General features: G+C 28.0%; 25 protein-coding genes. 18 read left to right on the forward strand and 7 right to left on the reverse strand.

The annotated features are described in order from the left end of the window. Positions 1-33: 33 nt before the first annotated feature. Positions 34-894 (forward strand): hypothetical protein, encoded by an 861-nt coding sequence (locus LXN10_RS07575; protein WP_375725247.1) that lies wholly within the window; start codon positions 34-36, stop codon positions 892-894. Between the two features lie 94 nt (positions 895-988). On the opposite strand, the gene LXN10_RS07580 is transcribed toward LXN10_RS07575, so the two are convergent. Next, positions 989-1,126, reverse strand: coding sequence for a hypothetical protein (locus LXN10_RS07580; protein WP_375725248.1), 138 nt, complete (start codon positions 1,124-1,126; stop codon positions 989-991). A 156-nt stretch (positions 1,127-1,282) separates the two neighbouring features. On the opposite strand from LXN10_RS07580, the gene LXN10_RS07585 reads away from it, so the two are divergent. The 6 genes from LXN10_RS07585 to LXN10_RS07610 all read left to right on the forward strand — a co-directional run bounded on the left by LXN10_RS07585 (position 1,283) and on the right by LXN10_RS07610 (position 5,630). Continuing rightward, positions 1,283-1,720, forward strand: a complete 438-nt coding sequence (locus tag LXN10_RS07585) for a PH domain-containing protein (protein WP_375725249.1) — start codon at positions 1,283-1,285, stop codon at positions 1,718-1,720. A 15-nt stretch (positions 1,721-1,735) separates the two neighbouring features. Beyond that, positions 1,736-1,972 (forward strand): hypothetical protein, encoded by a 237-nt coding sequence (locus tag LXN10_RS07590; protein ID WP_375725250.1) that lies wholly within the window; start codon positions 1,736-1,738, stop codon positions 1,970-1,972. Beyond that, a complete protein-coding gene (locus tag LXN10_RS07595; RefSeq protein ID WP_375725251.1) occupies positions 1,962-2,846 on the forward strand; it encodes a hypothetical protein in 885 nt (294 codons plus the stop codon). The genes LXN10_RS07590 and LXN10_RS07595 overlap by 11 nt, the downstream gene beginning before the upstream one ends. 269 nt (positions 2,847-3,115) lie before the next feature. Further along, positions 3,116-3,682, forward strand: coding sequence for a hypothetical protein (locus tag LXN10_RS07600; RefSeq protein ID WP_375725252.1), 567 nt, complete (start codon positions 3,116-3,118; stop codon positions 3,680-3,682). Continuing rightward, positions 3,679-4,218, forward strand: coding sequence for an ImmA/IrrE family metallo-endopeptidase (locus LXN10_RS07605; RefSeq protein ID WP_375725253.1), 540 nt, complete (start codon positions 3,679-3,681; stop codon positions 4,216-4,218). The genes LXN10_RS07600 and LXN10_RS07605 overlap by 4 nt, the downstream gene beginning before the upstream one ends. Positions 4,219-4,220: 2 nt before the next feature. Further along, a complete protein-coding gene (locus LXN10_RS07610) occupies positions 4,221-5,630 on the forward strand; it encodes a hypothetical protein (protein WP_375725254.1) in 1,410 nt (469 codons plus the stop codon). Here the strand turns inward: LXN10_RS07610 and LXN10_RS07615 are convergent. From LXN10_RS07615 to LXN10_RS07625, 3 genes are all read right to left on the reverse strand, one after another. Next, positions 5,627-6,307 (reverse strand): sce7726 family protein, encoded by a 681-nt coding sequence (locus tag LXN10_RS07615; protein ID WP_375725255.1) that lies wholly within the window; start codon positions 6,305-6,307, stop codon positions 5,627-5,629. The genes LXN10_RS07610 and LXN10_RS07615 overlap by 4 nt on opposite strands. Positions 6,308-6,678: 371 nt before the next feature. Further along, positions 6,679-7,065 carry a hypothetical protein gene (locus tag LXN10_RS07620; RefSeq protein WP_375725256.1) on the reverse strand — a complete coding sequence of 129 codons (387 nt, stop codon included), beginning with the start codon at positions 7,063-7,065 and terminating at the stop codon, positions 6,679-6,681. 26 nt (positions 7,066-7,091) lie between these two features. Then, the gene (locus LXN10_RS07625; RefSeq protein WP_375725257.1) at positions 7,092-8,198 is read right to left on the reverse strand and encodes a tyrosine-type recombinase/integrase; all 1,107 of its coding nucleotides are present in this window, start codon (positions 8,196-8,198) and stop codon (positions 7,092-7,094) included. A gap of 715 nt (positions 8,199-8,913) precedes the next feature. Here LXN10_RS07625 and LXN10_RS07630 point away from each other — a divergent pair. From LXN10_RS07630 to LXN10_RS07660, 7 genes are all read left to right on the forward strand, one after another. After that, positions 8,914-9,282 carry a hypothetical protein gene (locus LXN10_RS07630; RefSeq protein ID WP_375725258.1) on the forward strand — a complete coding sequence of 123 codons (369 nt, stop codon included), beginning with the start codon at positions 8,914-8,916 and terminating at the stop codon, positions 9,280-9,282. Between the two features lie 128 nt (positions 9,283-9,410). Further along, positions 9,411-9,533 carry a hypothetical protein gene (locus LXN10_RS07635; RefSeq protein ID WP_375725259.1) on the forward strand — a complete coding sequence of 41 codons (123 nt, stop codon included), beginning with the start codon at positions 9,411-9,413 and terminating at the stop codon, positions 9,531-9,533. 576 nt (positions 9,534-10,109) lie between these two features. Then, positions 10,110-11,204 carry a TRAP transporter substrate-binding protein gene (locus LXN10_RS07640; RefSeq protein WP_375725260.1) on the forward strand — a complete coding sequence of 365 codons (1,095 nt, stop codon included), beginning with the start codon at positions 10,110-10,112 and terminating at the stop codon, positions 11,202-11,204. After that, a complete protein-coding gene (locus LXN10_RS07645) occupies positions 11,204-11,713 on the forward strand; it encodes a TRAP transporter small permease subunit (protein WP_375725261.1) in 510 nt (169 codons plus the stop codon). The genes LXN10_RS07640 and LXN10_RS07645 overlap by 1 nt, the downstream gene beginning before the upstream one ends. A 3-nt stretch (positions 11,714-11,716) precedes the next feature. Then, the gene (locus LXN10_RS07650) at positions 11,717-13,042 is read left to right on the forward strand and encodes a TRAP transporter large permease (RefSeq protein ID WP_375725262.1); all 1,326 of its coding nucleotides are present in this window, start codon (positions 11,717-11,719) and stop codon (positions 13,040-13,042) included. Between the two features lie 52 nt (positions 13,043-13,094). Then, positions 13,095-14,687, forward strand: a complete 1,593-nt coding sequence (locus LXN10_RS07655; protein WP_375725263.1) for a gamma-glutamyltransferase family protein — start codon at positions 13,095-13,097, stop codon at positions 14,685-14,687. 22 nt (positions 14,688-14,709) lie between these two features. Continuing rightward, complete coding sequence (locus tag LXN10_RS07660) at positions 14,710-15,516, forward strand: sulfite exporter TauE/SafE family protein (protein WP_375725264.1); 807 nt, start codon at positions 14,710-14,712, stop codon at positions 15,514-15,516. A 152-nt stretch (positions 15,517-15,668) separates the two neighbouring features. Here the strand turns inward: LXN10_RS07660 and LXN10_RS07665 are convergent, their stop codons facing one another. Genes LXN10_RS07665 through LXN10_RS07675 form a run of 3 tightly spaced genes read right to left on the reverse strand, consistent with a single transcriptional unit; the run spans position 15,669 to position 19,108 of the window. Next, a complete protein-coding gene (locus LXN10_RS07665; protein WP_129101690.1) occupies positions 15,669-15,863 on the reverse strand; it encodes a hypothetical protein in 195 nt (64 codons plus the stop codon). Between the two features lie 17 nt (positions 15,864-15,880). Further along, on the reverse strand, positions 15,881-18,136 hold the full coding sequence (locus LXN10_RS07670) for a PAS domain S-box protein (protein ID WP_375725265.1): 2,256 nt from the start codon (positions 18,134-18,136) through the stop codon (positions 15,881-15,883). A gap of 3 nt (positions 18,137-18,139) precedes the next feature. Continuing rightward, positions 18,140-19,108, reverse strand: a complete 969-nt coding sequence (locus LXN10_RS07675; RefSeq protein WP_375725266.1) for a substrate-binding domain-containing protein — start codon at positions 19,106-19,108, stop codon at positions 18,140-18,142. A gap of 180 nt (positions 19,109-19,288) precedes the next feature. Here LXN10_RS07675 and LXN10_RS07680 point away from each other — a divergent pair, with 180 nt between their 5' ends. The 4 genes from LXN10_RS07680 to LXN10_RS07695 are packed head-to-tail and all read left to right on the forward strand — an operon-like array spanning position 19,289 to position 24,323. Then, the gene (locus LXN10_RS07680; protein WP_375725267.1) at positions 19,289-20,077 is read left to right on the forward strand and encodes an HAD-IIB family hydrolase; all 789 of its coding nucleotides are present in this window, start codon (positions 19,289-19,291) and stop codon (positions 20,075-20,077) included. Next, positions 20,067-21,374 carry a glycerate kinase type-2 family protein gene (locus LXN10_RS07685; protein WP_375725268.1) on the forward strand — a complete coding sequence of 436 codons (1,308 nt, stop codon included), beginning with the start codon at positions 20,067-20,069 and terminating at the stop codon, positions 21,372-21,374. Before LXN10_RS07680 ends, LXN10_RS07685 begins: the two co-directional genes overlap by 11 nt. Next, complete coding sequence (locus tag LXN10_RS07690; RefSeq protein ID WP_375725269.1) at positions 21,367-22,578, forward strand: glycosyl transferase; 1,212 nt, start codon at positions 21,367-21,369, stop codon at positions 22,576-22,578. The genes LXN10_RS07685 and LXN10_RS07690 overlap by 8 nt, the downstream gene beginning before the upstream one ends. After that, positions 22,575-24,323: a sugar phosphorylase gene (locus LXN10_RS07695; RefSeq protein WP_375725270.1), complete on the forward strand. Its 1,749-nt coding sequence runs from the start codon at positions 22,575-22,577 to the stop codon at positions 24,321-24,323. The genes LXN10_RS07690 and LXN10_RS07695 overlap by 4 nt, the downstream gene beginning before the upstream one ends. Positions 24,324-24,339 lie beyond the last annotated feature (16 nt).

Below are 24,339 nucleotides of genomic sequence, written 5' to 3' on the forward strand. Positions count from 1 at the left end.
GTTAACAAAAGAATCAATTATAAGGGAAATACTATGTTTAGTAAAGTGCTTAATCCTAATTTTGAAGAGGATTTTAAAATACAAGCAAAGCTATTAAAAAAAGAATTATTTGATTTGGGATTCATAATGAAACATGCCCAGTCATTAGAATTATTGTCTAAGATAGGAGGATTTAGTAATTACAAAGAGAGATGTAATTATATGAAAGAGCATTATCCATTATCGAAGTCTTATAAACATAAAAAAATAGAATATGAGAAGAAAAAAGTACTAACTATTGAAGAAATATATCAAGAAGTAAAAGCTGAAATAATCTATCTTTTACATAATTATGAAGAAGATGAATTTTTAGATGCAGTTGGTTGTAGACTATCAGAACTTACTGCCGATATTGCTTTTAGTCATGTTTTGAAATATATAGAAAAATACAAAATACTTATACTCGAAAAAGGTATTGGTGCTTTTGATGAGGGTTGGGTATATTTTATATTAAAAGATAATTATTTTTATCATTTGCAATGTAGGAATATAAAATTAACTCCTCATGGTTCTATTATTTTTGGCGATACGATTATTGCAAATATAAGCTTTAATACGTTTACAGATAGGAAGAAAAAGATATCTATGGATATACTTTCCGATAGGTTAGTAGAGTATGGAAGGTTACCAACGGATTATACTTGGGGATATAAAGGTGGCTCTTGTACATTTAATACAGCAATGGTCATATTAGATGAATGTTTAGTAGATTATAATCTTAATGACGAGAAATATATGAAGCTAACGAGAAAATTTGCAGAAGAATTTTTGATATATTTTAATCAAGATAAAGAAGCTAATATATCAGAGTATAGAGTAATTAAGTGGGTAGAAGCTAATAGTGGTATTATATGATATATCTTTAGTTCGTTATTTCAGTCGGACTTTTTTATTTTCATACTATCATTGAAGAGGGTAAAAGTTATAATACCCTCTTTCATTAATTTTACTAGTTACTTTTTTTCTTTGTACTTTTCGATGGTTTTAACTCTTTTGTATTTCCTGGTGTACTTTTATTATCTCTACGTCTTTGATCTGGTTTACCTGTAGAATCTGCAATAGGTTTTGGACCTGGTTTTAATGGCATACTTCTTTACCTCCTTTCAATTAGTTTTAAATAATTATAACAGAAGCTTAAATTAAATTACATAAGATTACAAAATAAATATTTATTAGTATTGGAATAATTAACTTATAATAGTAAATTATATATACTATTGTAATTATTTATAGGGAGCAGAGGATGGGTTATGTTGAAAAGAATTTGATGCCAGGTGAAAAGATACTATTCATAGGCAAGATTCATTGGATTATATATTTATTTGGAGCGATTGTGTTTGTTTTTGGACTTGTTTTACCTTTAGGTATTGTCAAGACAGTTGCTATTATTGTTGGATTGTTTTTTTTGATAAAAGCGTTTATTTTTGCAAAAACGACTGAACTTATTATTACATCAAAAAGAGTTATTGCAAAATTTGGTCTAATAAGAAGAGATACTGTAGAACTAAATCATAATCAAGTTGAAAGTTTGAATGTTAGTCAAGGAATAATTGGTAGAATTGTCAATGCAGGAAGTATTTTGATTAAAGGTACAGGTGGCACTAGTACTCCAATCCCTTCTATAGCAAAGCCGTTAGATTTTAGAAAAGAATATTTTTCAATTGTTGAAAATAATAAATAAAAAAGGAAAGTGAAAATGAAAAAAGGGTTACACGTATCAAATGGATTTAATGTAAATTTAGAAAATGTTTGTGTTTGGATAGTAGAAAAAGAATCAATTCAATTACAAATGAATAGTGCCGAGGGAATGAATAATCTTATTAATATTATTCTTGAAACATCAGATGAAACAGGAAGCTTCAGTCATAAAGTTTCAATTAATGAATTTAAGCGTATTGAACGAGAAATTACTGAATATATGAGTGGAAAATAATATTTTATATAATAAAATGAATGTGAAAGATTATGTTAAACCAATACTACATTTTCCTTTAATATATTTTAGATATATTTTACAAACTATCAAAGAAGTTATAAATCATGATATAAACCACCTCTTTACAAGAGAGCATATTCATGCCCAACTATATTATACTTTTATTGGAATTTTGACATTAAATTTTTATCTTTATGTAGGAATTGAATTTGGATTTTTTCATTATGACTTTAACAAAATGATTAATGAAATATACTTCATACCATTTTATTTGCAAAGTTTTATAATATTTTTTATTTTGTCAATTATTTTATATGCTTTTATAATGACAAAATTAGGGATTGATTTATATTTGCTTAAAAACATACTAGTTCTAAATATTAAAATGTTTAATATGGTAATGCCCTTGGTCTTTTTGTCACTTGTAATCGTCACCGATTTAACTTTTTATTATATATCTATAAATCAAAAGGATTCTATGCTATTTTCATGGTGTTTATGGATTGTAAGTACACTTATACTTCTTTTAACTGCATATCTCCCTATATTATTTAAAATGAAAAAATATTTACAAAAAGTATTTCAAAACTCTTTTATTTCACTGATATACTTTAGTCTAATTATATTTTTGACCGTTATTATAGGAGGCTATACTGGAAGTAAAATTTCAGAGGTATTGGATATAAGATATTTATTTAATAAAAGTGGATTTTGTGAGGAAGTTACTTCCTTTATATTATTTCATAATGGTTTAGAACCTAAAAAAGAATTTACTTTTCTTGATTATAGAAATGAAATGTATAAATGTGAAAAGATATTGGATATGTCATTATCTGAAATGGTACTTGAGCTACAAAAAGAAGAAAATTAATATAGGAAAGACAATGAAAATTAATTAATATATCAAAAAAATATAACTAGAAATATTGGAGAATCCCATTAGTGTAACAAACTTAATTAAAGACTTTGATGCATCAGAAGCTTTTTTGAGTATTTTTATAGGGAGAATAATGGAAAAAGATAAAAATATTAAAAAACTTTACATTTTGTAATGATTTTTGTGTAAAATATTTTTTTAGGGTAATATTTTATTTATTTCAAAGGAAGATATAATTAATTATAATATAGGTAGGAGTGGCAATGATAGAGGTTAAAAACTTTTTTTTTCTGATATTTAAGTGGATTATAAAACTATTTAATGTAGCTTTTATAAGTGTCTTTACAATATTTGTCATTGTTTTTTTAATAGAATTAATTAACAATTTACCAATATTAAAAAAAGATATAACTTATGACCCAGTTGCAATATCAAATACATTTATTGTTTATGTAACATTTATTGTTGTTATTGGCACAATTGCTTTAACATTGGCAGGATTTTACTTTCAAAGATCAATAGCTAAGCGAGAAGGGGAAATATTAAATGAAAATATGGAAAAAGTTTTAGATGCAATAACAACAGATAAAGACCAGTTTAGAGAAAAACTAGTAATTAGAATTTTAGAACATAAAAATATTAAACCTTTAATCCAAGAAAAATTAGATAGAAGAGTAGAAAGTTATGAAGTTGAGTTAAATAAACAAAAAAACTTGATTAAAGAACTGAAAGAATCTGTTTCTTCACTTGCAGAAGGCTTTAATAATTTATCAACAGAAAGTAGTAAAGAAATCAAATTTGATTTATCAGATAAGGAGGATGAAAAATGAAAAACTATGCTAAATTAAAAGGTAGTAGGCTAAATGCTAAGTCCTTAATTGATATCTTAAAAAACTCTGGTTATAACTTAAAATTACCGATTGAAGTAGATGAGATAATCAAAATATTAGGTATTTCTATAGAAAAAAAACCAGACTTTAGAAAAGCTAAAGTAACGGGTAGTATTACAATGAAAGAGGGAATCCCTAGAGTTTGGATTAACCCTATGATGAATCAGTCTAAAGAAAGGGAGCGTTTTACTCTAGCTCATGAACTTGGACATTTTATGTTACATATTGCACCTAGTTTTAGAGATGATTATATTTCAGATGATAATATAGAATGGAATAGAGATAATAATTGGGATGTAAAAGAAATGGAAGCTAATAAGTTTGCAGCAGAATTATTAATGCCTTTAGAACAAATAAAAGAAGAGTTTAATACAATTGATTCTTCGGATAGAGAAATAAAAATTGAAAAACTTTCTGAGATATTTAAAGTATCAAGACAAGCTATTCAATTTAGACTGCAAAGTATAGGGGTTTAAATATGAATTATCGGAACTGGGATTTCTCAGATGATCAATTGCCAGATAGTTTTACAATAGCAATTTATGAAGATGGCATTGAAATTTTTGAAAAAGAGTACTTATTATCAGATTTTAGCATATCTGATAATGGTGAAGATAAAGTAGAGCCATTTTATAATCAAGATGGAGTAAATTTTGATTTAATTACATTTGTTTCTAAATACGGAATTGAAGTAAGTATTGAAACAGAAGATTATTATTATGATATGGATAGAATAGAGTTTGATTTAGTTCAAATAGAACAAGAAGAAGAAAAACTTTTATTAGATTTTTATATGCCTACTTTATCTTATACTAAGACAACTAGTTCGTTACTTTATGGTTTACCTAATGAAAAACTAGTTCCTTTGATTGATATAACACAATTAAATAGATTTAATGAATATGCAGATGATGAGTTGATTGATTATTTACATTATTTAGACTTAGAAGGTATAGAAAAAGTTACAAATCAAGAATATAGAGATGAAATAATAAAACAGAGAAAACAAGAAAAAAAAGAAACAGGTACAGTTGTCACAAAAATTCCAGATCAAGAATATAGTGATATGAATTTTGATGAAGTTGTTAATCTTTTTAAAAATATTAAAAATAAAGAAAATGTAATTCCTTGTTTTATTTGGAATGATAAGAGTGATATTAGAATATTAAACTCTTTTTATAAAGAACTAAAAGATAATTTCTCAACTTTTGCTATTAGAATGGTAGAATTTTTAAATCTAAAAAAGCATATAACAAATATTAGGACTATCACAGATTTTCATATTATATTAGATATGAATACGAGTAAAGATATTGATTTTATAGAGTCAATTATTACAACTATTAAGCATGAAAATTTTTCAAGTATAATATATTTAGGGACTCCCTTTATTGGTCAAGATTTAACAATACCAAGTGATTCTTTAAATATTAATTCAAATGTAATAAAAGTGAATACTTCAATAAGAGTTAAAAAGGATTTAGATAAATTAGGGCATACTGATGTAAAGTATGGAGATTATTGTGGATATGATAGAAGAACTCTTATAAAGCATCCAAAAGGTGGCACACCTACTGCAAGGGTAGTCTTGTTATCTTTAGAACCAACAGAGACAATTTTAATAAGAAGGGGATGGGATTCTAGAGATAGAATAGTAAGAGCTGGGGGAAGAACACTTATAGGAGCTAAACATTCAATGAATAGACTTTTGAAAGATTTACATGATGGAGTAGTAGATTTTGAAAAAGGAGTAAAGTATTTAGATGAAGCTCTAGTTGATGTTGATGAAGCACTGAAAAGCCAGTATCCTGATAATACATCAGCAGGTGTATTAAAAACTTGGTGTTTAAGACATAATATAACAGCAATAAAAGAAAGTTATCTCTAAAAATCACGAAATACTGAGTAAGGAATATCTTTTAAAGGTGTTATGTTAAGAGAATCCATATTGTTAGTAAACCTTTTTTTTAATGCGTCAGTATAGTTTTTAGATTTAATAAGTTCTTTTCGTTTTAAAAATTCTTTTATATATTTTTCTCTAAGTCTAAAAAGTGTAAGTCTTCTCAGTTCTTCTTCTGTTAATATTTCTTCTAGTTTTAGGCTAGCTTCGTAAGTACTAAATTTATACCAACCACTAAACCCTCTTAGGGTTTCTCTTAGTTCTATTGGAGACCAATATGCAAAGTAAGATTCTTTTTCAATTTTAGTACTAATTGCAGCTTTTATATCATTTAATTTATATTTTTCATCTACTACAATAATTCCAATATTTTCAATTAAAGGGGAATTTGTAAGCTTTTCAACAAATTTTTTATCTACAATGAGTGTAACTTTATTCGCACATTGCTTATATCTTAAAAGTTGATGTTCTAACCTTGATAAACTATCTTTTTTTGATTTGATTTCATAAATATGTATATCTCCATTAACTACCAGCATATCAGCAACAGCATGTCCTATAAAAACTTCTGGAATAATAAATTGAGTACTGTCTATATTTTGTAACAGTCTTTTATATAAAGATATTTTGATTTTATCAGCTTCTTTTAGTTTATCTAGTTTCATAAGTTGCATTCTATCTAAGTCAATTATAATAAAGTCTTAAAATTTTTAATATCTGTATGATTAATAAGTTTTTGAATAATAAAGAAAATAATTGGACTAGAAGTTAAAATAGTAATATAGAATAAAACAAGTTTTATTCTTGACATTCATTTTAATATATATTATAATTCCAGTATACACATTTTGTACGTATGTTATACGTATTTATATTTGAGTTGACTTCTGAATTTTTCGGAGTAGTTGACAATGTCAACCTCTTCGAGAGATTAGGGTCTCCTCACAAAACCATCGGAATGAGTAGCTTGTACTACTTATGGGATGAAAACTCTCAATAACCGTGAAAGGCAACAGTTTTTGGTCTGTTGCATTTTTTATTGCCGGAAAAAAGTCCTTAATGATAGAATTTTACCTTTTATTATTCTTAAAGCCACCATTCTAACTATATCATCATCAAATTTTTTTCTGAAGACTAAGCTAACATCTGTTTTCCCAGTTTGTTTATTTCTGGTTAAACTTTTTTCTACTGAACTAAAATCATTTAAGAGTTCGGGAAGTTTAGAAAGTAAATGTAAATCTTCTTTATGTCTATTCCTTATGTGTCTAATGTACTCTTCTTCAACTATAAAGGAATAGTTACAAATATTTAATTTTGTGTGTTTTCTAATAGCTTCACAAGCTTCTTTAGATATGGCAATATTGTAAGTAAGAGTTTTTGTTTTATTATTTAAGGATAAGTTTATAAATTCTTCAAATGTCAAATCTTGGTCTTTTTTTATTTATTTTATCATAGATTATATAAATTTTTAACAGCTTCTTTCCCACTATCCGGGGCTAATTTAGCATATCTCAAAGTCATTTTAATATCTCTATGATTCATAAGTTTTTGAATTGTAAAAATAGGTGTCCCTTTTATAGCTAAGTGACTTGCGAAAGTATGTCTTAGCGTATGCAGTACTACTAGATTCTTTCTATCTTCTTTATCAATGCCAACATTAAATAAGCTATGTAATATTTTTAATATTTGTCTTTGTATTGTTGTTGGCTCTATGAATATTTTATCTTGTTGATTCATGTTCTTACTATAGTGACTTAATAAGTTTGTAACATCATCCGTTAAAAATGTTTTGTATGTTGAATTATTTTTAAAATCTTTTAGAGTAATTATTTGATTACTAAAGTCTATATCCATTTTTGATATATTTAAAATAGTTCCTAGTCTTCCACCTGTTGTTAGGGCAAGTTTGCAGAATAAATAAAGTCTTGGATTGTGTTCTACTTCTTTATATAGTTTATTAATCTCTTCAAGCTCTAGATATCTTTCCCTTTCATTATCAATTCTTTCTTTCTCAATATATTTAGTAACATCATTTTTAATTAGTTCTTCTTTTAAACCATAGTTTATTACTGAGGCAAAAGAGGTTAATATGTTGTTTCTTGATTTAGGGGATAGTTGAGTGCCCTTTGGAGTAATCTTGGTCTTTAAGAGCTTTGTGAGAGCTTTTATATCCTCTTTTGTTAATGTCTCGAGGTTTTTCTTTTCAAAAAAAGGGATAAGATGTTTATTTGCAGTTACAATATCACTATATTTACTTTTAGTTTCTCGTCTTGTTTCAAAATATTTATCTTGTAAATATTTAAAAGCTATAGAATTCTTTTGCTTTTTATTCGCCATAACTGGTGGCTCTTCACCTAATCTTAGTTTTGTAATGATTTCATTTCTTTTTTGATTACAGTAGTTTTCTCTTACACCCTCAGAGTATTTACCTATTTTAAGTTCTTTAGTTTTATTGTTAATATCTTTGTATCTGATATAATATGTTTTATCAGGTTTTTCATTTGTTATTGAATCTCGATAAATAACACCTGTGTATTTTGTTGTATATCTAGCCAAATTTATCACACCTATTTCACACTTAAGAATGTTTTTTATTGGATTATATATGGATTATTATAAAAAGTCAATTTTCTATAAGTACTATAAATTGGTACTTTGAGGACTATTGTAATTATTATATATTATTGGAAATAATATAAGACCAAGTTTCGGCCCGGGTGGTTGGGGGTTCGACTCCCTCCAGGCGTACCATAAAGAAGCCCGATATAATCACTTTTTTGAGTGTTTATATCGGGCTTTTTTTATTTCTTTAAAAACTAACTTCACACTTATTTCTCGATTTTGCTGTTTATCTTCATTAAATAATAGATATGCTTCTTGCAGTTTTTGATTGATTTAAATTTTACTATCATTTTAACAACTCCTTTGAGTTATTAAAAAAACTCAAAAAATTTTAGAATCTTAATCTAAATGAAAATTGAATTTCATTCTACTTGTAAAAGGAGACTGTGCCTCTTGTTGAATCCTATAATTTTTTTATATACTTTTTGTTATGATAATGTAATTAATATAATGGAGAAAAGTATTGCGCAAAGTAGTCCCTTATTGTCTTTTACTTACTTATTCCATAAGTGCATTTTTTATGTTTAGTAGTTGGAATTCTGAAATTATAGATTATTACTTATTTACTTGTCTACAAATTCTTGTGTCAATTATATTTTTTGCTTTATTCATTTTTATAAAAGTAAATCTTTTTAAAAATAATCGGGTAATGTATTTGAAACGAAATCAGCCATTATATTCAGAAATAAATAGAGAAGACAATTTGTATATTATTAGTATAATTGTATTTACAATTATTGGATTTTCCTTACCAAAATATTTAAATAAAAATTATGATAGCAATATAATAAGTAAACAAATATATAAAGTATCGTCAAAAGGTGTTCATAATTTTACATCAACTGCAAGAGGAGATTATCTTATTTTAGTTAATTTAAAAACTAAAAAAACTAAGAGATATTATACTGAAGCATCAAAATTTAAACTAAATGATGAACTAAAACTTATAAAAAAATCAGGTTTTTTGGGTTTTGATTACTTTGAAATGATTAAACTAGAAACTAAAAATAATATATAATTATTCTATAAATACTTTTTGAGATTCCATTTTTTTATTTTCCTTACATTTTGCAATATTTTAAAGAATTCATATTTATTTTTGCTAATATTTATTAAGAAAAAATTTATTTGCAAAAAGGTTATAAGATGATAAATATATTAGGTAGTTCAGTTTTTATTGTAGTTATAGTAGGAGTATATTTTTATATAAAAAATAAATCAGAGCAAAGTAAAAAAATCCCTTTTAAAATAAGATACGAAAAAAAGTAGAAAATTTTAATTTTCACAAACTCTTTTAAATATAACTTCCCCTTCAAAATATTTCTAAATAAACAATTTTCTAAATTAAATCAATTTTTATAATGGCATAATTATTTTGAGTATTTTTAACAATATAAAAAATTATTTATTATTTCTTGATTTAACATTGCTAAGTAATTAATGCTTTTAAATGTATAAAATTAGTATTATTTAAAGATGTAACAAAAACATTAAAAATATTTTATTGAGCATTTTATTGTAAATTTATTGAATATTATAAAATATAAAACCCCTTAAATAAGGGATTTTATAAAAATAAACTAAACTAAAATATTAGTTTAAGTATAGTTTTATTTATATGATTTTTAATTATATTTAAATAATTTAAATGTAATTAAATTCTTATATTGTATAAAAAATATACAGCATAAAATTATTATTTTATTATAAATAATGATAGGATTTCTCAGTTTAAGTTATCTATTGTTTGAATGATTTATGTTGTTTCGAGGGCATAAGTATCTTTATCATAAACAATATCTACTAGAAGTCTCGATTAAAATTTATATAAATTAAGGAAAAAGAATGACTAAGAATAGAAGAGATTTTATTAAAAAAACTGGTTTAGCAGGAATCACAGCTGCAGTAGCAATTCCATCAGTTGCTAGTGCAGATTCTTCAAAAAAGTTTAGATGGAAAATGACAAATTGTTATGGGGCAGGGGCTCCTTTTTATTCTACTGGACCTGGAAGTGCAAGTTATTTTTGTAAAAGAGTTGAAGAGTTAACTAATGGAAGATTGAGAATCAAACATTATCCAGCTGGTGAATTAATTCCTGCAATGGAAGGTTTTGATGCAGTATCAAAAGGTACGATTGAGATGAACTGGGGTAACTCATTTTTCTGGGCTGGTAAAACATTTGCAGCTCAATATTTCACGGCAGTTCCTTTTGGTATGACTTTTGAAGGTACAAATGCTTGGTTACAATTTGGTGGTGGACAAGAGCTTTGGGATGAGGTTTATAAACCATTTAATGTGATTGGTTTAGCAGCTGGAAATACAGGTACTCAAATGACTGGTTGGTTCAAAAAAGAGATAAATGGTGTTAAAGACTTAGATGGTTTAAGAATGCGTGTTCCAGGACTTGCTGGAAAAGTTCTTGAGCAATTAGGTGTTAGTGTTAAGTTATTACCAGGTGGAGAGATTTTCCCAGCTTTAGAAAGAGGTGTAATTGATGCAGCAGAATTTGTTGGACCGTTCCAAGATAGAAGAATGGGATTCCAAAAAGCTGCTAAATATTACTATACAACAGGATGGGGAGAACCAAGTAATACAACTGAGTGTTTGATTAATAAAGATGCTTGGGCAACACTACCAAAAGATATTCAAGCAATAGTAAAAACAGTTGCAGCTGAGTGTAATCTTATGGGACTTTCATGGTCTGAAGCAAATAACTCAGAAGCATTAGATGATTTGGTAAAAAATCAAGGTGTTATTGTAAAAACATTACCAAATGAAGTTATTAAAAAACTAAGAGAAGTTACTTTTTCAACTTATGACAAGCTTACTGCAAAAGATCCTTTGGTTAAAAAAGTTCATGAGAGTTACTTTAACTTTAAAACTATTCATGATGGTTGGCAAGATAAAAGTGAATTAGTGGTTATGACTAAGTTGAAATAATGAAAGAGTTAGCACTTTTAGCAAATAGACTTGATACGCTTATAATGCGTATCGGTCAAATAACTTCTTGGCTAATTTTTATTTTAGTTTTATTAGTTGCTGGGGATGTTCTTTTTAGATATTTTTTTCATATAAGTTCTATTGCCGAACAAGAGTTTCAATGGCACCTTTTAGCAGCAATTGCAATATTTGGTTCTGCTTATACTTTTCAACAAGGAGAACATGTAAGAGTTGACCTTTTTTATCACAGTTATAGTAAAAATGTAAAAAGATGGATGAATATATTAATTCCTTTAATAATAATTCTTCCTTTTTCTGCTTTTATAATTTATTTATCAACTGACTATGTATTGCAATCTTATGCAAATAATGAAGTCTCTCCTGATCCTGGGGGATTACCTTATAGATACCTAGTAAAAGGACTTATACCTTTAGGTTTTTCACTTATTTTTATTCAAGGATTAGCGGTTTTATTAAAAGCCATAACAAAAATAGAAAGCGAGTTATAATTTATGGATCCACAAATATTAGCAATTTTAATGGTTGTATCTCTTTTTACATTGATTTTAGCAGGAGTTCCAGTTGCTTTTGCAATAGCAGGTGCTGGTTTGTTTTTTGGAGCAATTGGTGTGGATATGAATCTCTTCAATTTGCTTCCTGCAAGAATCTTTGGAGTTTTGACTAACTATACACTTTTGGCAGTACCTTTATTTGTTTTTATGGGAATACTCTTAGAAAAATCCCGTATTGCAGAAAAGATGCTTGATGTATTAGGACTTTTATCTGGTAAAAAGCCTGGAGGAATGGCTATCGCAATTATTGTTGTGGGTATTCTTATGGGTGCATCAACAGGAATTGTAGGGGCAACAGTTGTTACTCTAACAATGATTTCACTTCCTACACTTTTACGAAGAAATTATAGTCATAGTGTTTCATGTGGTACGATTTGTGCTTCAGGAACATTGGGACAAATTTTACCTCCTAGTTTAGTTCTTATATTATTAGCAGACATTAGTGGGGAAGCTATAGGTCCTCTTTTTGCTGCTGCATTGGTTCCTGGATTACTTTTAGCTTGCATGTATATTTTATATATTGTTTTTCTTAGTTGGTTTTTCCCTCAACATGTGCCACCAATTGATATTGAAGAGAGAGATTCTTATTCAAGAAAAGAGTTATGGATAGAGTTTATAAAATCAGTTGCGCCTCCTTTTCTTTTAATATTTGCTGTTTTAGGTTCTATTATTGGAGGACTTGCAGCTCCTACTGAAGCTGCTTCAATGGGAGCAATAGGTTCACTTGTGATAGTTTTCTTGAGTAAAAGACTTAGCATGGATGTATTAAAAGAAACCTTATATGAAACTATGAAAGTAACTGGGATGATTATGTTCGTTTTATTGGCTTCTCAAATATTTGGGCTGAGCTTTAGAGGATTAGAGGGAGATTATTTAGTAGAAGATCTTTTCGCCGCAATTCCAGGGGGAATGTGGGGTTCTATTATTTTCATGATGTTTGTACTTTTTGTATTAGGTTTCTTTTTAGAATGGATTGAAATATCTTATATTGTATTGCCATTGGTTTTACCTATATTTCATGCTTTGGATATAAATATGATATGGCTAGGTATTTTAGTTGCACTAAATTTACAAACTTCATTTTTAACTCCACCTTTTGGTTGGTCTTTATTTTTCTTAAAAGGGGTTGCTCCTAAAGAGATAAAGACTATGGAGATATATAAAGGTGTTTTACCTTTTATTGGAATTCAGATTTTTGTTATTGGGCTAGTGATGCTTTTCCCAGATATTGCTTTATGGTTACCAAAAGCAATTGGATGGATGTAAGAAAAATATAAACTAATTATAATAAAATTCTAAAAAGGATATTTAAATAAATATGAATAAATTACTTAAAACACAAACTTCACAAAAAGGCATGGTAGTATCACCCCACCATGCAGCTTCAGATGCAGGACTTGAGATACTAAAAAAAGGGGGCAATGCAATTGAAGCTTCAATTGCTGTTGCTTCTTCTTTAGCAATACATTATCCTCACATGACAGGTATTGGAGGAGATGCCTTTTGGTTAGTTTATGACCCAAAAGAGGGTGTTTCTTTTATAGAAGCCTCTGGGTATTCTGGATTTGATGTAAAAAAAGAGTTATATGAAGGATTAAATGAAATACCTTTTAGGGGAAAATTAGCTGCAAATACAGCAGCTGGTGCTGTTTCTGCTTGGGATTTAGCTTTTGAAAAAAGTAAAACTTGGGGTGGGAAAATGACCCCTTCAAATCTTCTTAGTGAAGCTATAAATTCTGCAAATAGTGGTATTAAAGTAACTAAATCATTAAGTGATACATTAAATGAAAAACAAGCTGAACTTCAAGCTGATAGTTTTTTTGCAGATGTTTATTATCCAAATAAAGAAGTTCCAAAAGAGGGTGAGATTTTAGTTCAAAAATCATTGGGTGAAACATTAAAAAGGATTTCCCAAGAAGGCTTTGACACTTTTTATAGGGGCTCTTTATCAAAAGATATTGCAAATGACTTTTTAAAAAGGGAAGGATTTATAACTCTTAATGATTTAAATAATCATCAGGCAAGTTGGAATAAGGCACTAGAATTGCAAACTTCTCAAGCAAAATTATTTAATGCTTCAGCTCCTACACAAGGGGTCGCTTCTTTGATGATATTGGGATTATTTGATCGTTGGGTAGAAAAGTTACCCCAATTGGATTCTTCTAATCATGTACACTTGTTAGTAGAAGCTACAAAAATAGCTTTTTCTCATAGGGCAAAAATGGACACTTCAGCAAGTCCAGAAAAACTACAAGCTTGGTTGGAACCAGAATATTTAGATAAATTAAGTGAAAAAATTGATTTACAAAAAGCTAAAGCTTGGAGTAAAGAAACAGCGCCTGGTGATACTACTTGGTTTGGAGCTGTTGATTCCCAAGGTAGAGTTGTAAGTGCTATTCAAAGTATTTATCATGAGTTTGGTAGTGGTTTGATGTTACCTAAGACTGGTATCGTTTGGCAAAATAGAGGTTGCAGTTTTTCTTTGGATTCTTCACATATTCAAACTTTGATGCCACATAAAAAACCTTTTCATACTTTAAATCCTGCTATTGCTTTATTTAATGATGGAAGAGTAATGGCGTATGGAACAATGGGCGGAGATGGACAACCTCAAACCCAAGCCGCTGTATATTCAAGATATGCATACTATAATGATGATTTACAAACTACTATTAATAAACCAAGATGGTTATTAGGTAGAACTTGGGGAAATTCATCTGAAAGTTTAAAATTAGAATCTCGTTTTCCACTTGATTGTCAAGAAGATTTGATAAAAAAAGGACATGATGTAGAAATCTTATCATCTCTTGATTCTGCTGTTGGGCATGCAGGTGCAATAGTATGGCATCCTAATGGAAAAATAGAGGGTGCAAGTGACCCTCGAAGTGATGGAAAAGCATCAAATTTATAAAAATAAATAAGGATAAAAATTAATGAATGAATTATTAGTTCTGTTGCCGATTCTTTTAGCATCTGGTGTAATAGCAGGTTTGTTAGCAGGTTTATTAGGAGTTGGTGGCGGTATTGTTATAGTGCCAATGCTTTATCATATATTTATTTATTTAAATATTGATATTACAGTTGCAATTCCACTATCAATTGGTACTTCACTATCTACAATTGTAGTAACTTCTATTATGTCTGCAAGATCACACCATAAAAAAGGTGGAATAGATTGGGATTTGACTAAGAGATGGGTACCTCTTGTTATCATTGGAGTACTTATAGGTTCTTTTTCTTCTAAATATATTGATGCTTCAACTTTAAAATTTATGTTTGGTATCTTATTATTGGTAGTTTCTATTCATATGATAATAAGTAGTTTCAAAAGTATAATTATAGCTAAGCAGTTACCTGGTAATTTTGGGCAATCAACTTTTGGATTATTATTAGGTGGTTTTGCTTCACTTTTGGGTATAGGAGGAGGAACTCTTATGGTTCCTCTACTTACTCTTTTTTCTTATCCCATACATAGAGCTGTAAGTACAGCTTCAATATTTGGGTTAGTTATTAGTATTCCAGCAACTATTGGTTATATAATTGTTGGTTGGGGTGCACCAAATCTACCTGTGGGCTCTACTGGATATGTGAATTGGCTTGGATTTATTGCATTAGTTCCTATGACTATGTTATTTGCTCCCTTGGGAGTAAAATTAGCATATCGACTTAATGTAAAGCAATTAAAAGTAGCCTTTGCTGTTTTTTTAGCTTGCGTTGGGATAAAAATGCTTTTAGTGTGAGTATGTAAATAAGAAGGACAAATAAGAATTCTTATTTGTCTTTATCTTCTATTCTTTGTTTATAGTAAGCAAAGGCAATTACTGCAATCGCAATAAGTACAAATCCAATAATTTCATTTTGTAAATCTGACATCAACAAATCCTAATATTATTTAATCTCTTGTAAAAATAAATGCAAAATACCCAAATGCCATCTCTCCTAAACAGACTATCCCCCACATAGGAGCATAAAAGACACCAATTGCAATAGAAATAATCAAAGCTATTAAAAGAGCTACTTTAGGCTTTTTTATAAATTTTGCAAGGATAAATCCAAGAATAACAAATATAATAAGATAAATTAACATAATAAACTCACTTCTTTTTAGATATCACAAAAATTATTGAATGTAATTTGGAAATATGCACCAATATATTGCCTCTTATCATAAGTATAAGTGCTGTTAAAAACTTCAATTGAAGCATCATGATATTCTGTGATTATTTGGTGTGACATAGATAATCCAATACCTGTACCTATACTTTTATGTTTTGTTGTAAAATATGGTTCAAAAACTTTATGCATGATAGTATCATCTATTCCCCCTGCATTATCTTTAATTACTAATATAAGTTGATTATTTATTTTCTGTGTTTCAATGAAAATAAGCTTCTCTTCATTGTCTCTTAGTCTTTCTTTTATCGCATCTTTTGCATTATTGATAATATTAATAAATGCTTGAATAATTTGATTTTGAAAACCTTCAATTTCACAATCATCTTTAAACTTTGTAATCAAATTTATGTGATTGTTATTTATGGATGGTTTTAAAATAGTTAATGCTTTTTCAATTGTTTCTACAATTGAGATTTTTTCTTTTTGATTTGTATTTTTTATAAAATTTCTAAAATCATCTATTGTTTGAGATAAATAATTAGTTTGACCCATGATTTTTTCCATATCAGAAACAATTTGGGGAGAGATTTTTTCAACTAATTCATTTTTTATTAGTATTCCACTTGCAATTGTTGAAATCATACTAAGTGGTTGTCTCCATTGATGGGCGATATTTCCTATCATTTCACCCATTGAAGCTAGTTTTGATTGGGATTCTAATAATTTTCGTTGGGATATATCTTGACAAATTCCTATGTATCCATATGTTTCATTATCTTTATTTTTTAAAGCAGTAATTGTTATAAGTACTGGAATATGTTCTCCGTTTTTAGAGATAACTGTCCATTCATTTTCATTCTTTAATCCCAAATCTGTTTTGGCTGAAAATACTTCAAAACTTGATGTTATATTAATGTTTAACTCTTTTGATAGATATGTTTTTCTTTGTTTTATTTCTGATTTTAGATGAAAAAGTAAGGGAGTATGAATATTTACAACTTCTTTTGCCTTATATCCTAAAATTCTTTCAGCTTCTTTATTAAACTGTTGAATAACTCCATTTATATTTGTACTTATTATCATATATCCAGAGTTATCAAAAATAGTAGTTTGTAATTCTAATGCTTTGTGTAAGTTTGCTTCATTTTCTTTTTCATTTGTTATATCATAAAACCATCCAATAATTGCATTTTCACCATCATATTCAATATTCATATAAGAAGCTAGTACATAAACTTGTTTATTGTTTATTTTTACTTCCATTGTCATATTATAAATGCTATTTCCATTGAGTAGTTCTTTTTCAATATTTTCATAAGCAGTTTTATTTATATAATAATCTTTTGGATCCATTCCATAAACATTGTCTTTACTTACTTGTAATAGTTTAGAATATGCACCATTAGCAAAAATTACATAATCTTTATTTTTTTTAGTTTTTTTTGTAATTCTTATGGAAATAGGACTAAGATCAAGTAGATATTCAAGTCGATGTTGGCTTTTTTCTAAAATACTTCTAGAATCTTTTATGGATAAAATCATTTTATTAATACTTGAAGAGAGTTCATTTATTTCTGTACTCTTAGAATAAGGAATAGGCTTATTTGGTATCCCATGACTATTATCATTATTAATTGCATCAATAATATTTGAAATAGGTTTTAATATATAGTATTTTATACTTAGATATAAAAATAAAATCAATAATACAGATAAAAAGATAGTATTTATAATAGTATCATATATGATTGTATCTAACTCTTCATTTAAAGCTGAATCACTAAGGTAAATGGTAATGGTACCAAGGAGATTATTTGAAGAGTCAGTGATATTTGAACTATTAGAAAAAAATGAATTTGCTAATTGTCTATTTTGTTCTTCATTTTTATCATCATAGTCCTCGATAATAGAATTCTTGTTTTTTATTCTTCCACTTATATAAACATTTTTACCTAATACTTTTCCTAAATTATAGTCTTTTATCACAATTGCAAAAATATCTTTATCTTTAAGTTCATTATTAATAATTTTCCCATATTCATTTGGAGAGTATGAAGCTAGTAATATTGAGATATTACTCTTAATAGAAAGTATAGATTCTTTTGAATCATCTTTCATCTCTTTTAAAATAGAACTTTTTGTTTTTTGATAATTGTATGTTGAATTGATTATCATAATACTTACTACTAGCGTAATAATTATTACTCCAAGTTTTGTTAATAATGAGTATTGCTTATTTTCCATATATTAATTACTTCCCCTGCCTAAAACATTATGTTCAATAAAATAAGTTTTTTGTTTTATATTATTAGCCGTAATTATATTCACTGGGAGTTGTACTTCTTTTTGTACTTTTTTTTCTTTTAGATAATTATTCATTTGTTCTATGGCTAGTTCTCCCATAATAAAAGGTTGCTGTACTGCTGCTGCTAATATTATATTTTTAGGGATTAATTCTAAAAAATCAGGTTCTAAATCAAAGGTAATTAATGAGATTTCATTTTGTTTATTATAATCGTTAATTGCTTTTATAGCTGATTTATAAGTTTTTGAAGATTGAAGCCAAATTGCATGTAAATCTGGATATTTTTCTATCATATTTTTTACTAAGATATAAGTCTCTTCTTCTGTTCTTGTCTTAACTTGTTTTAAATCAGCACTTTTAAAAGGAGATTTTTCTAATGCTTCTATAAAACCAGCTGTTCTTTCTTGGGTAATAAGTTTTTTTTGGGGAAGAGCTATAATTCCAACTTTGCCCTCTTTATAACCTTTTTTTGTTAACTCTTTTATAAGATATATGCCAAGATTGTATGCTCCTAGTTTATTATTTGAAGAGATATAAGATACATAGTCATTATTCTTTGTCCCTACATCAGAAATAACAACTGGAATATTTGCTTTTTTTGTAAGTTTTAAGATTGTTTCAGCAGAGTATGAGTTTATAGGTGAAAGTATAATTCCATCAACTTTGTCTTTTATAGCTTTTACGGTATTTTCTAATTCTTTTTTTTGATTATTATGAGAATCAAGTACCTTTAAATCATAGCCAAAAGTATCACAACTTTTTTTAATACCTTTTTCCATAATTCGCCAAAAAGGAATTTCTAAATTATCAACTAAATATACAAATTTTTTATTTTTAGTATTTTCACCATACAGATTTACCCATGATAGAAAAGTGAATAAAAAGATAATTAAAAATTTTCTTATATGCATGTGCTCATTTCTTTTTTTAGTTAAAATAATAGTAAAAGATTTTATCATAACATTTAAAAAAATAATATATTATTAAATATATAGAATACTAATATAAATTATTTTGTATAATTATATATTGTATAAAATTTATACAGAGAAAACTTTAAATTAAATATAAGGATAAGATATACTAAAGTAATGTTACAAAAAGATACTAAAACAGATTATTTGATTTTTACAGATTTAGATGGGACACTTTTGGATCATAAAACTTATGAACTTAATGAAGCCAAAGAGATGCTTGACTTTATATGTAAGCAAAAAATACCTCTTATAATCGTCACAAGTAAAACAAAAGATGAGGTTATAGAGCTACAAAAAAGACTAAGTGTTTCTTTTCCTTTTATTATAGAAAATGGGGCTGGAATATTTATTCCAAAAGGAAAAGAGTTCGAACTTATTTCCTTAGGGAAAAGTTATGAAACTACAATTATTGCATTTAAAAAGTATTCAAAAGAATTCCCTATCAAAGGCTTCCATGAAATGGATGAGGAAGAAGTTTCTCTGTACACAGGGCTTTCAAAAGATAAAGCAAAAAAAGCAAAAAAAAGAACTTTTAGTGAACCTTTTATTTTAAAAGATGAAACAAAAATAGAAAAGTTGAAACAACTAGCTTTATTAGATGGATTTGATGTGGTAAAAGGTGGAAGATTTTATCACTTAATTACACTGGGTCAAGATAAGGCAAAAGCAGTAATTGAGATGAAAAAGTATTATGAAAACTTGTATAATAAAAGTTTTAAAACAATTGCTTTAGGTGATGGGGAAAATGATATCACCATGTTAAAGTGTGTAGACATACCAATTTTAATAAAAAAATATGATGGCACTTTTATAAAGTGTGAAATAGATAATCTTACAAAGTCAAGATTTATTGGTCCAAAGGGTTGGAATGATAGTCTAAAAAGGATTTTAAATGTTAAATAAAAAAGAGTTAGAAAATATTTTTGTATCGATATTAGAAGAGATTAATCCACAAAAACTTATCAAAAAACAGTGTAAGTTTGAAGATGATAGATTTTATATAAATAGTGAATCTATTGAGATACCAAAAAATAGAAAGATTCATATCTTAGGTTCTGGAAAAGCAGTCCTTAGTATGGCTGAAGCATTATATGAAATCATGGAAGATAAAATCGAAAAAGCTCTTTTAGTAGGAGCATATGAAAATAATTTTAAAAAACAAAACCTTACATATATAAAAAGTACCCATCCAATACCAAGTGTTAAAAGTGTAGAAGGAGCAAAGGCTCTAGTAAAAGAGTTTGAAGCTTTAGATGAAGATGACTTTTTTATATATTTATTATCAGGTGGAAACTCTGCTTTAGTAGAACTTCCAGCAGATGAAATAAGCCTTGAAGAGTTTCAAGAAACAACAAAACTAATGTTAGAAAACTCTATGCCAATAGAATCAATAAATTGTGTGAGAAAACATATTTCACAAGTAAAAGGTGGAAGATTAGCAAGATTTACAAAAGCAAAAGGAGTTGTTTTAACTCTAAGTGATGTTTTAGGAGATAAGTTAGAATCTATTGGTTCTGCACCACTTTACTTTGATAGCACCACTTTTCAAGATGCTTTTGATGCTTTGAAAAAATATAATATCTTTGAAAAAGTACCAAACTCTGTTCAAAACTACCTTAAAAAAGCCCTTAATTCAAAAGATTTAGAGACCCCTAAAAGTGAATCTTCAAATGTAAAACATTATCTTATTGGTTCAAATGATATTTTACTCAATGTTGCTAAGAATCTTTTAGAAAAGAAAAATCTAAATCCAATCATAGTAGATGAAAAAATAGATGATGATGTTGAAATAGTATGTAAAAATCTTTTACAATTTTGTAAAGAAAAACAAGAAGGTTGTTTTATTTTTGGTGGAGAAGCAACTGTCAATGTTAGTGGTAATGGAAAAGGTGGAAGAAATCAACACCTTGTCTTATCTTTCTTAGATTCTTACCCAAAAGATGAAGATATAATTTTTTTAAGTGCTGCAAGTGATGGCATAGATGGAAATTCAGATGCAAGTGGTGCAATAATAGATAAAGATAGTCTAAAAAAAGTAAAAGAGTTAAACTTAGATATAAAAGCTTATATGAAAAATTTTGATTCAAATACTTTTTTTGATAAATTAAATCAACTTTTAAAACCAGGTCCAACACATAATAATATGCTTGATATTGTGATTATACTTATAAACAAAAACAAAGGAGATAAAAATGTCTGATTTTTTTCAAAATGGTGTAATAACTACTTTACAAAAGCTAGGTGATAGAACACTTGAAGATATGGAAAAAGAGCTTTTAAAGTTTAGTCAAAGAAGAAGAATGGTTCTTTTACTTCCTGCGCTTTATTCAGAGTTTCAAACTCCAGCTATGCATAAAATTATAGAAGAATTAAAAAGTGTAAAATACCTTTATAAGATTATTTTAGGCCTTGATCAAGCTACAAAAGAGCAGTTTGAAGAGGTCAAAGAACTTATGTCAATACTTCCTTGTAAAGTTGATATCTTATGGAATGATGGACCAAAGATAAAAGAGCTTTATGAAGATATGACAAAAGAGGGATTTCCAGGACTTGAAACACCAGGAAAAGGAAGAAATGTATGGACAATGATGGGATATGGACTAGCAGATAAAGATGCATATGCTTTTGCTCTTCATGATTGTGATATTGTAAATTATAATAGAGAAATTCCAGCAAGACTTTTTTTCCCAATAGTGCATCCCGCACTTGATTTTGAATTTAATAAAGGATTTTACTCAAGGGTTACAAATAAACTTCATGGAAGAGCAACAAGATTACTTTATACGCCTTTGATAAATTCACTTAAAAAAGTTTATGGGGGAAATAGATATTTGGATTATATGGAGAGTTTTAGGTATTCATTATCAGGAGAATTTTCATTTATAAGATCTCTTGGTCGAGGTATTGGTATTTCTCCCACTTGGGGATTAGAAGTTTCTACTCTAAGTGAAGTTTATAAAAATACTTCAAATAGAAGAATCTGTCAAACAGAGATAATGGAAACTTATGAACATAAACACCAAGAGCTAAGTAGTCAAGAAGAGGGTGGTGGTATTTACAAAATGGCAAATGATATTGCTAAGACCCTTTTTAGAGTTATGGCTCAAGAAGGAGTGGTTTTTTCTTCTAGTTCTTTTAAAACTCTACTTGCTACATATTTTCAAGAATCAAGATTTGAAATATCGAAGTTTAATGCACTAAGTAAATTAAATGCCTTAGATTATAATAGAGAAAAAGAAATAGAGGCTGTAAAGACTTTTCAAGATGCAATAAAAGCTGCAGCTGCAGAGTTTTATGAGGATCCAATGGGAATTCCATCTTTATCGCCTTGGATTACAGTTCGTTCTGTTATGCCTGATTTTTCTGCAAAATTTAATAAATATGTAAAGGAGGATAATGAATGAAAGGTCCAAAACATATATCAGATCCCAAACATACTATAAATAAAAGGCTGCATAAACTTTATCCTGAAGAGATTGCACAAAGGGCTGTTAATGATATCATTGATTTGATTTTTAAATATAAACAAAGAATTAAACCAAGTGATTATCGTCTAAGTCAAAAAGATATTATTTTGATAACTTATGGTGACCAAGTATCTAAATATCATGAGCCCTCATTAGAGACTTTGAATAACTTTATGAATGACCATCTAAAAGGTGTAATAAACTCTATTCATATTTTGCCTTTTTATCCATATTCAAGTGATGATGGATTTTCTGTTGTAAATTATAATGCAGTTGATCCTCATATGGGTTCATGGCGAGAAATAGAGTCTATAAGTAAAGATTATAGATTAATGGTAGATGGAGTTATAAATCATATTTCACAATTTTCTGATTGGTTTAAAGCTTATTTATCGGGGGATCCTTATTTCCAAGATTTTTTTATAAATGTAGACCCTTCAATTGATTTAAGTAAAGTTGTTCGTCCAAGAGCAACGCCACTTTTAAGTGAGTTTATAGATGATGAAGGAAAGATAAAAAATATCTGGACAACTTTTAGTAAAGACCAAGTTGATTTAAATTATAAAAGTCATAGGGTTTTACGAAATGTTTTAGATGCTCTTTTTTATTATATTGAAAAGGGGGCTACTTTAATAAGGTTTGATGCCATAGCTTTTATTTGGAAAGAGATAGGAACCTCATGCGTTCATCTTCCTCAAACCCATGAGTTAATACAACTAATGAGAGAAGTTCTTCATGAAGTTGCACCTGAGGTTATAATTATCACAGAAACAAATGTTCCACATAATGAAAATATTTCATATTTTGGAAGTGGTGACGATGAGGCTCAGATGGTATATAATTTTGCTTTACCTCCTTTATTACTTCACTCAATATTAAACTCAAATACTACAAAATTAACAGCATGGGCTAAGACCTTGACCTTACCAAATGATAAGGTTTGTTTTTTCAATTTTACAGCAAGTCATGATGGAATAGGAATGCGTCCAGTAAAAGGGATTCTAGAAGATGAAGAGATTGAGTATCTAGTAAAAACTGTAAAAGAGCATGGAGGATTAGTATCTTATAGGGCAGAAGAAGATGGAAGTCAAACTCCATATGAGTTAAACTGTTCATATATTGATGCTTTGACAAACCCCAATGAAGACCAATATTTAAGTATAAAAAGAATGCTAGTAACTCAAGCTGCTGTTTTAGCAATGCCTGGAGTTCCTGGTATTTATTTCCACTCTCTTGTGGGCTCTAGGAATTATCATGATGGAGTTAAACATACAGGAGTAAATCGTACAATAAATAGGGAAAAATATAATATTGACTGGCTTGAAAATGAGCTTTCAAGTCAAGGAACTCTTGCAAAGACTATGTTTGATTCCTATAAAAGACTTATCTCAATAAGAATAAGTGAAGAAGCCTTTAATCCATTTGGAGAGTTTGAAATTTTAGATTTAGATGATAGACTTTTTGTCATAGATCAGTCTTGTTGTGGGAATGAAAATAGAATTGTAGCAATACATAATTTCTCAAATGAAGAGGTTATCTGTACCTTACCTGATTCTATTTCCTTACCACTTTGTGATATACTTTCTTCAAACTGTATGTCAAAAAATGAAGAGAAAACAGAAAAAATGAATGAAATAAAATTAGAGCCATACCAAATTATGTGGCTAAAAGGCAAAATTTAAAAAAGATAAAAGGATA

The sequence above is a fragment of the Arcobacter iocasae genome, from assembly GCF_042214795.1.
Lineage (GTDB): Bacteria > Campylobacterota > Campylobacteria > Campylobacterales > Arcobacteraceae > Arcobacter > Arcobacter iocasae.

Bases quoted from the DNA above. Each gene is read 5' to 3' on its own strand.
- LXN10_RS07575 (WP_375725247.1), top strand. From the start codon at position 34: ATGTTTAGTAAAGTGCTTAATCCTAATTTTGAAGAGGATTTTAAAATA.
- LXN10_RS07580 (WP_375725248.1), bottom strand. From the start codon at position 1,126: ATGCCATTAAAACCAGGTCCAAAACCTATTGCAGATTCTACAGGTAAA.
- LXN10_RS07585 (WP_375725249.1), top strand. From the start codon at position 1,283: ATGGGTTATGTTGAAAAGAATTTGATGCCAGGTGAAAAGATACTATTC.
- LXN10_RS07590 (WP_375725250.1), top strand. From the start codon at position 1,736: ATGAAAAAAGGGTTACACGTATCAAATGGATTTAATGTAAATTTAGAA.
- LXN10_RS07600 (WP_375725252.1), top strand. From the start codon at position 3,116: ATGATAGAGGTTAAAAACTTTTTTTTTCTGATATTTAAGTGGATTATA.
- LXN10_RS07605 (WP_375725253.1), top strand. From the start codon at position 3,679: ATGAAAAACTATGCTAAATTAAAAGGTAGTAGGCTAAATGCTAAGTCC.
- LXN10_RS07610 (WP_375725254.1), top strand. From the start codon at position 4,221: ATGAATTATCGGAACTGGGATTTCTCAGATGATCAATTGCCAGATAGT.
- LXN10_RS07615 (WP_375725255.1), bottom strand. From the start codon at position 6,307: ATGAAACTAGATAAACTAAAAGAAGCTGATAAAATCAAAATATCTTTA.
- LXN10_RS07630 (WP_375725258.1), top strand. From the start codon at position 8,914: ATGTATTTGAAACGAAATCAGCCATTATATTCAGAAATAAATAGAGAA.
- LXN10_RS07635 (WP_375725259.1), top strand. From the start codon at position 9,411: ATGATAAATATATTAGGTAGTTCAGTTTTTATTGTAGTTATAGTAGGA.
- LXN10_RS07640 (WP_375725260.1), top strand. From the start codon at position 10,110: ATGACTAAGAATAGAAGAGATTTTATTAAAAAAACTGGTTTAGCAGGA.
- LXN10_RS07645 (WP_375725261.1), top strand. From the start codon at position 11,204: ATGAAAGAGTTAGCACTTTTAGCAAATAGACTTGATACGCTTATAATG.
- LXN10_RS07650 (WP_375725262.1), top strand. From the start codon at position 11,717: ATGGATCCACAAATATTAGCAATTTTAATGGTTGTATCTCTTTTTACA.
- LXN10_RS07655 (WP_375725263.1), top strand. From the start codon at position 13,095: ATGAATAAATTACTTAAAACACAAACTTCACAAAAAGGCATGGTAGTA.
- LXN10_RS07660 (WP_375725264.1), top strand. From the start codon at position 14,710: ATGAATGAATTATTAGTTCTGTTGCCGATTCTTTTAGCATCTGGTGTA.
- LXN10_RS07665 (WP_129101690.1), bottom strand. From the start codon at position 15,863: ATGTTAATTTATCTTATTATATTTGTTATTCTTGGATTTATCCTTGCA.
- LXN10_RS07670 (WP_375725265.1), bottom strand. From the start codon at position 18,136: ATGGAAAATAAGCAATACTCATTATTAACAAAACTTGGAGTAATAATT.
- LXN10_RS07675 (WP_375725266.1), bottom strand. From the start codon at position 19,108: ATGCATATAAGAAAATTTTTAATTATCTTTTTATTCACTTTTCTATCA.
- LXN10_RS07680 (WP_375725267.1), top strand. From the start codon at position 19,289: ATGTTACAAAAAGATACTAAAACAGATTATTTGATTTTTACAGATTTA.
- LXN10_RS07685 (WP_375725268.1), top strand. From the start codon at position 20,067: ATGTTAAATAAAAAAGAGTTAGAAAATATTTTTGTATCGATATTAGAA.
- LXN10_RS07690 (WP_375725269.1), top strand. From the start codon at position 21,367: ATGTCTGATTTTTTTCAAAATGGTGTAATAACTACTTTACAAAAGCTA.
- LXN10_RS07695 (WP_375725270.1), top strand. From the start codon at position 22,575: ATGAAAGGTCCAAAACATATATCAGATCCCAAACATACTATAAATAAA.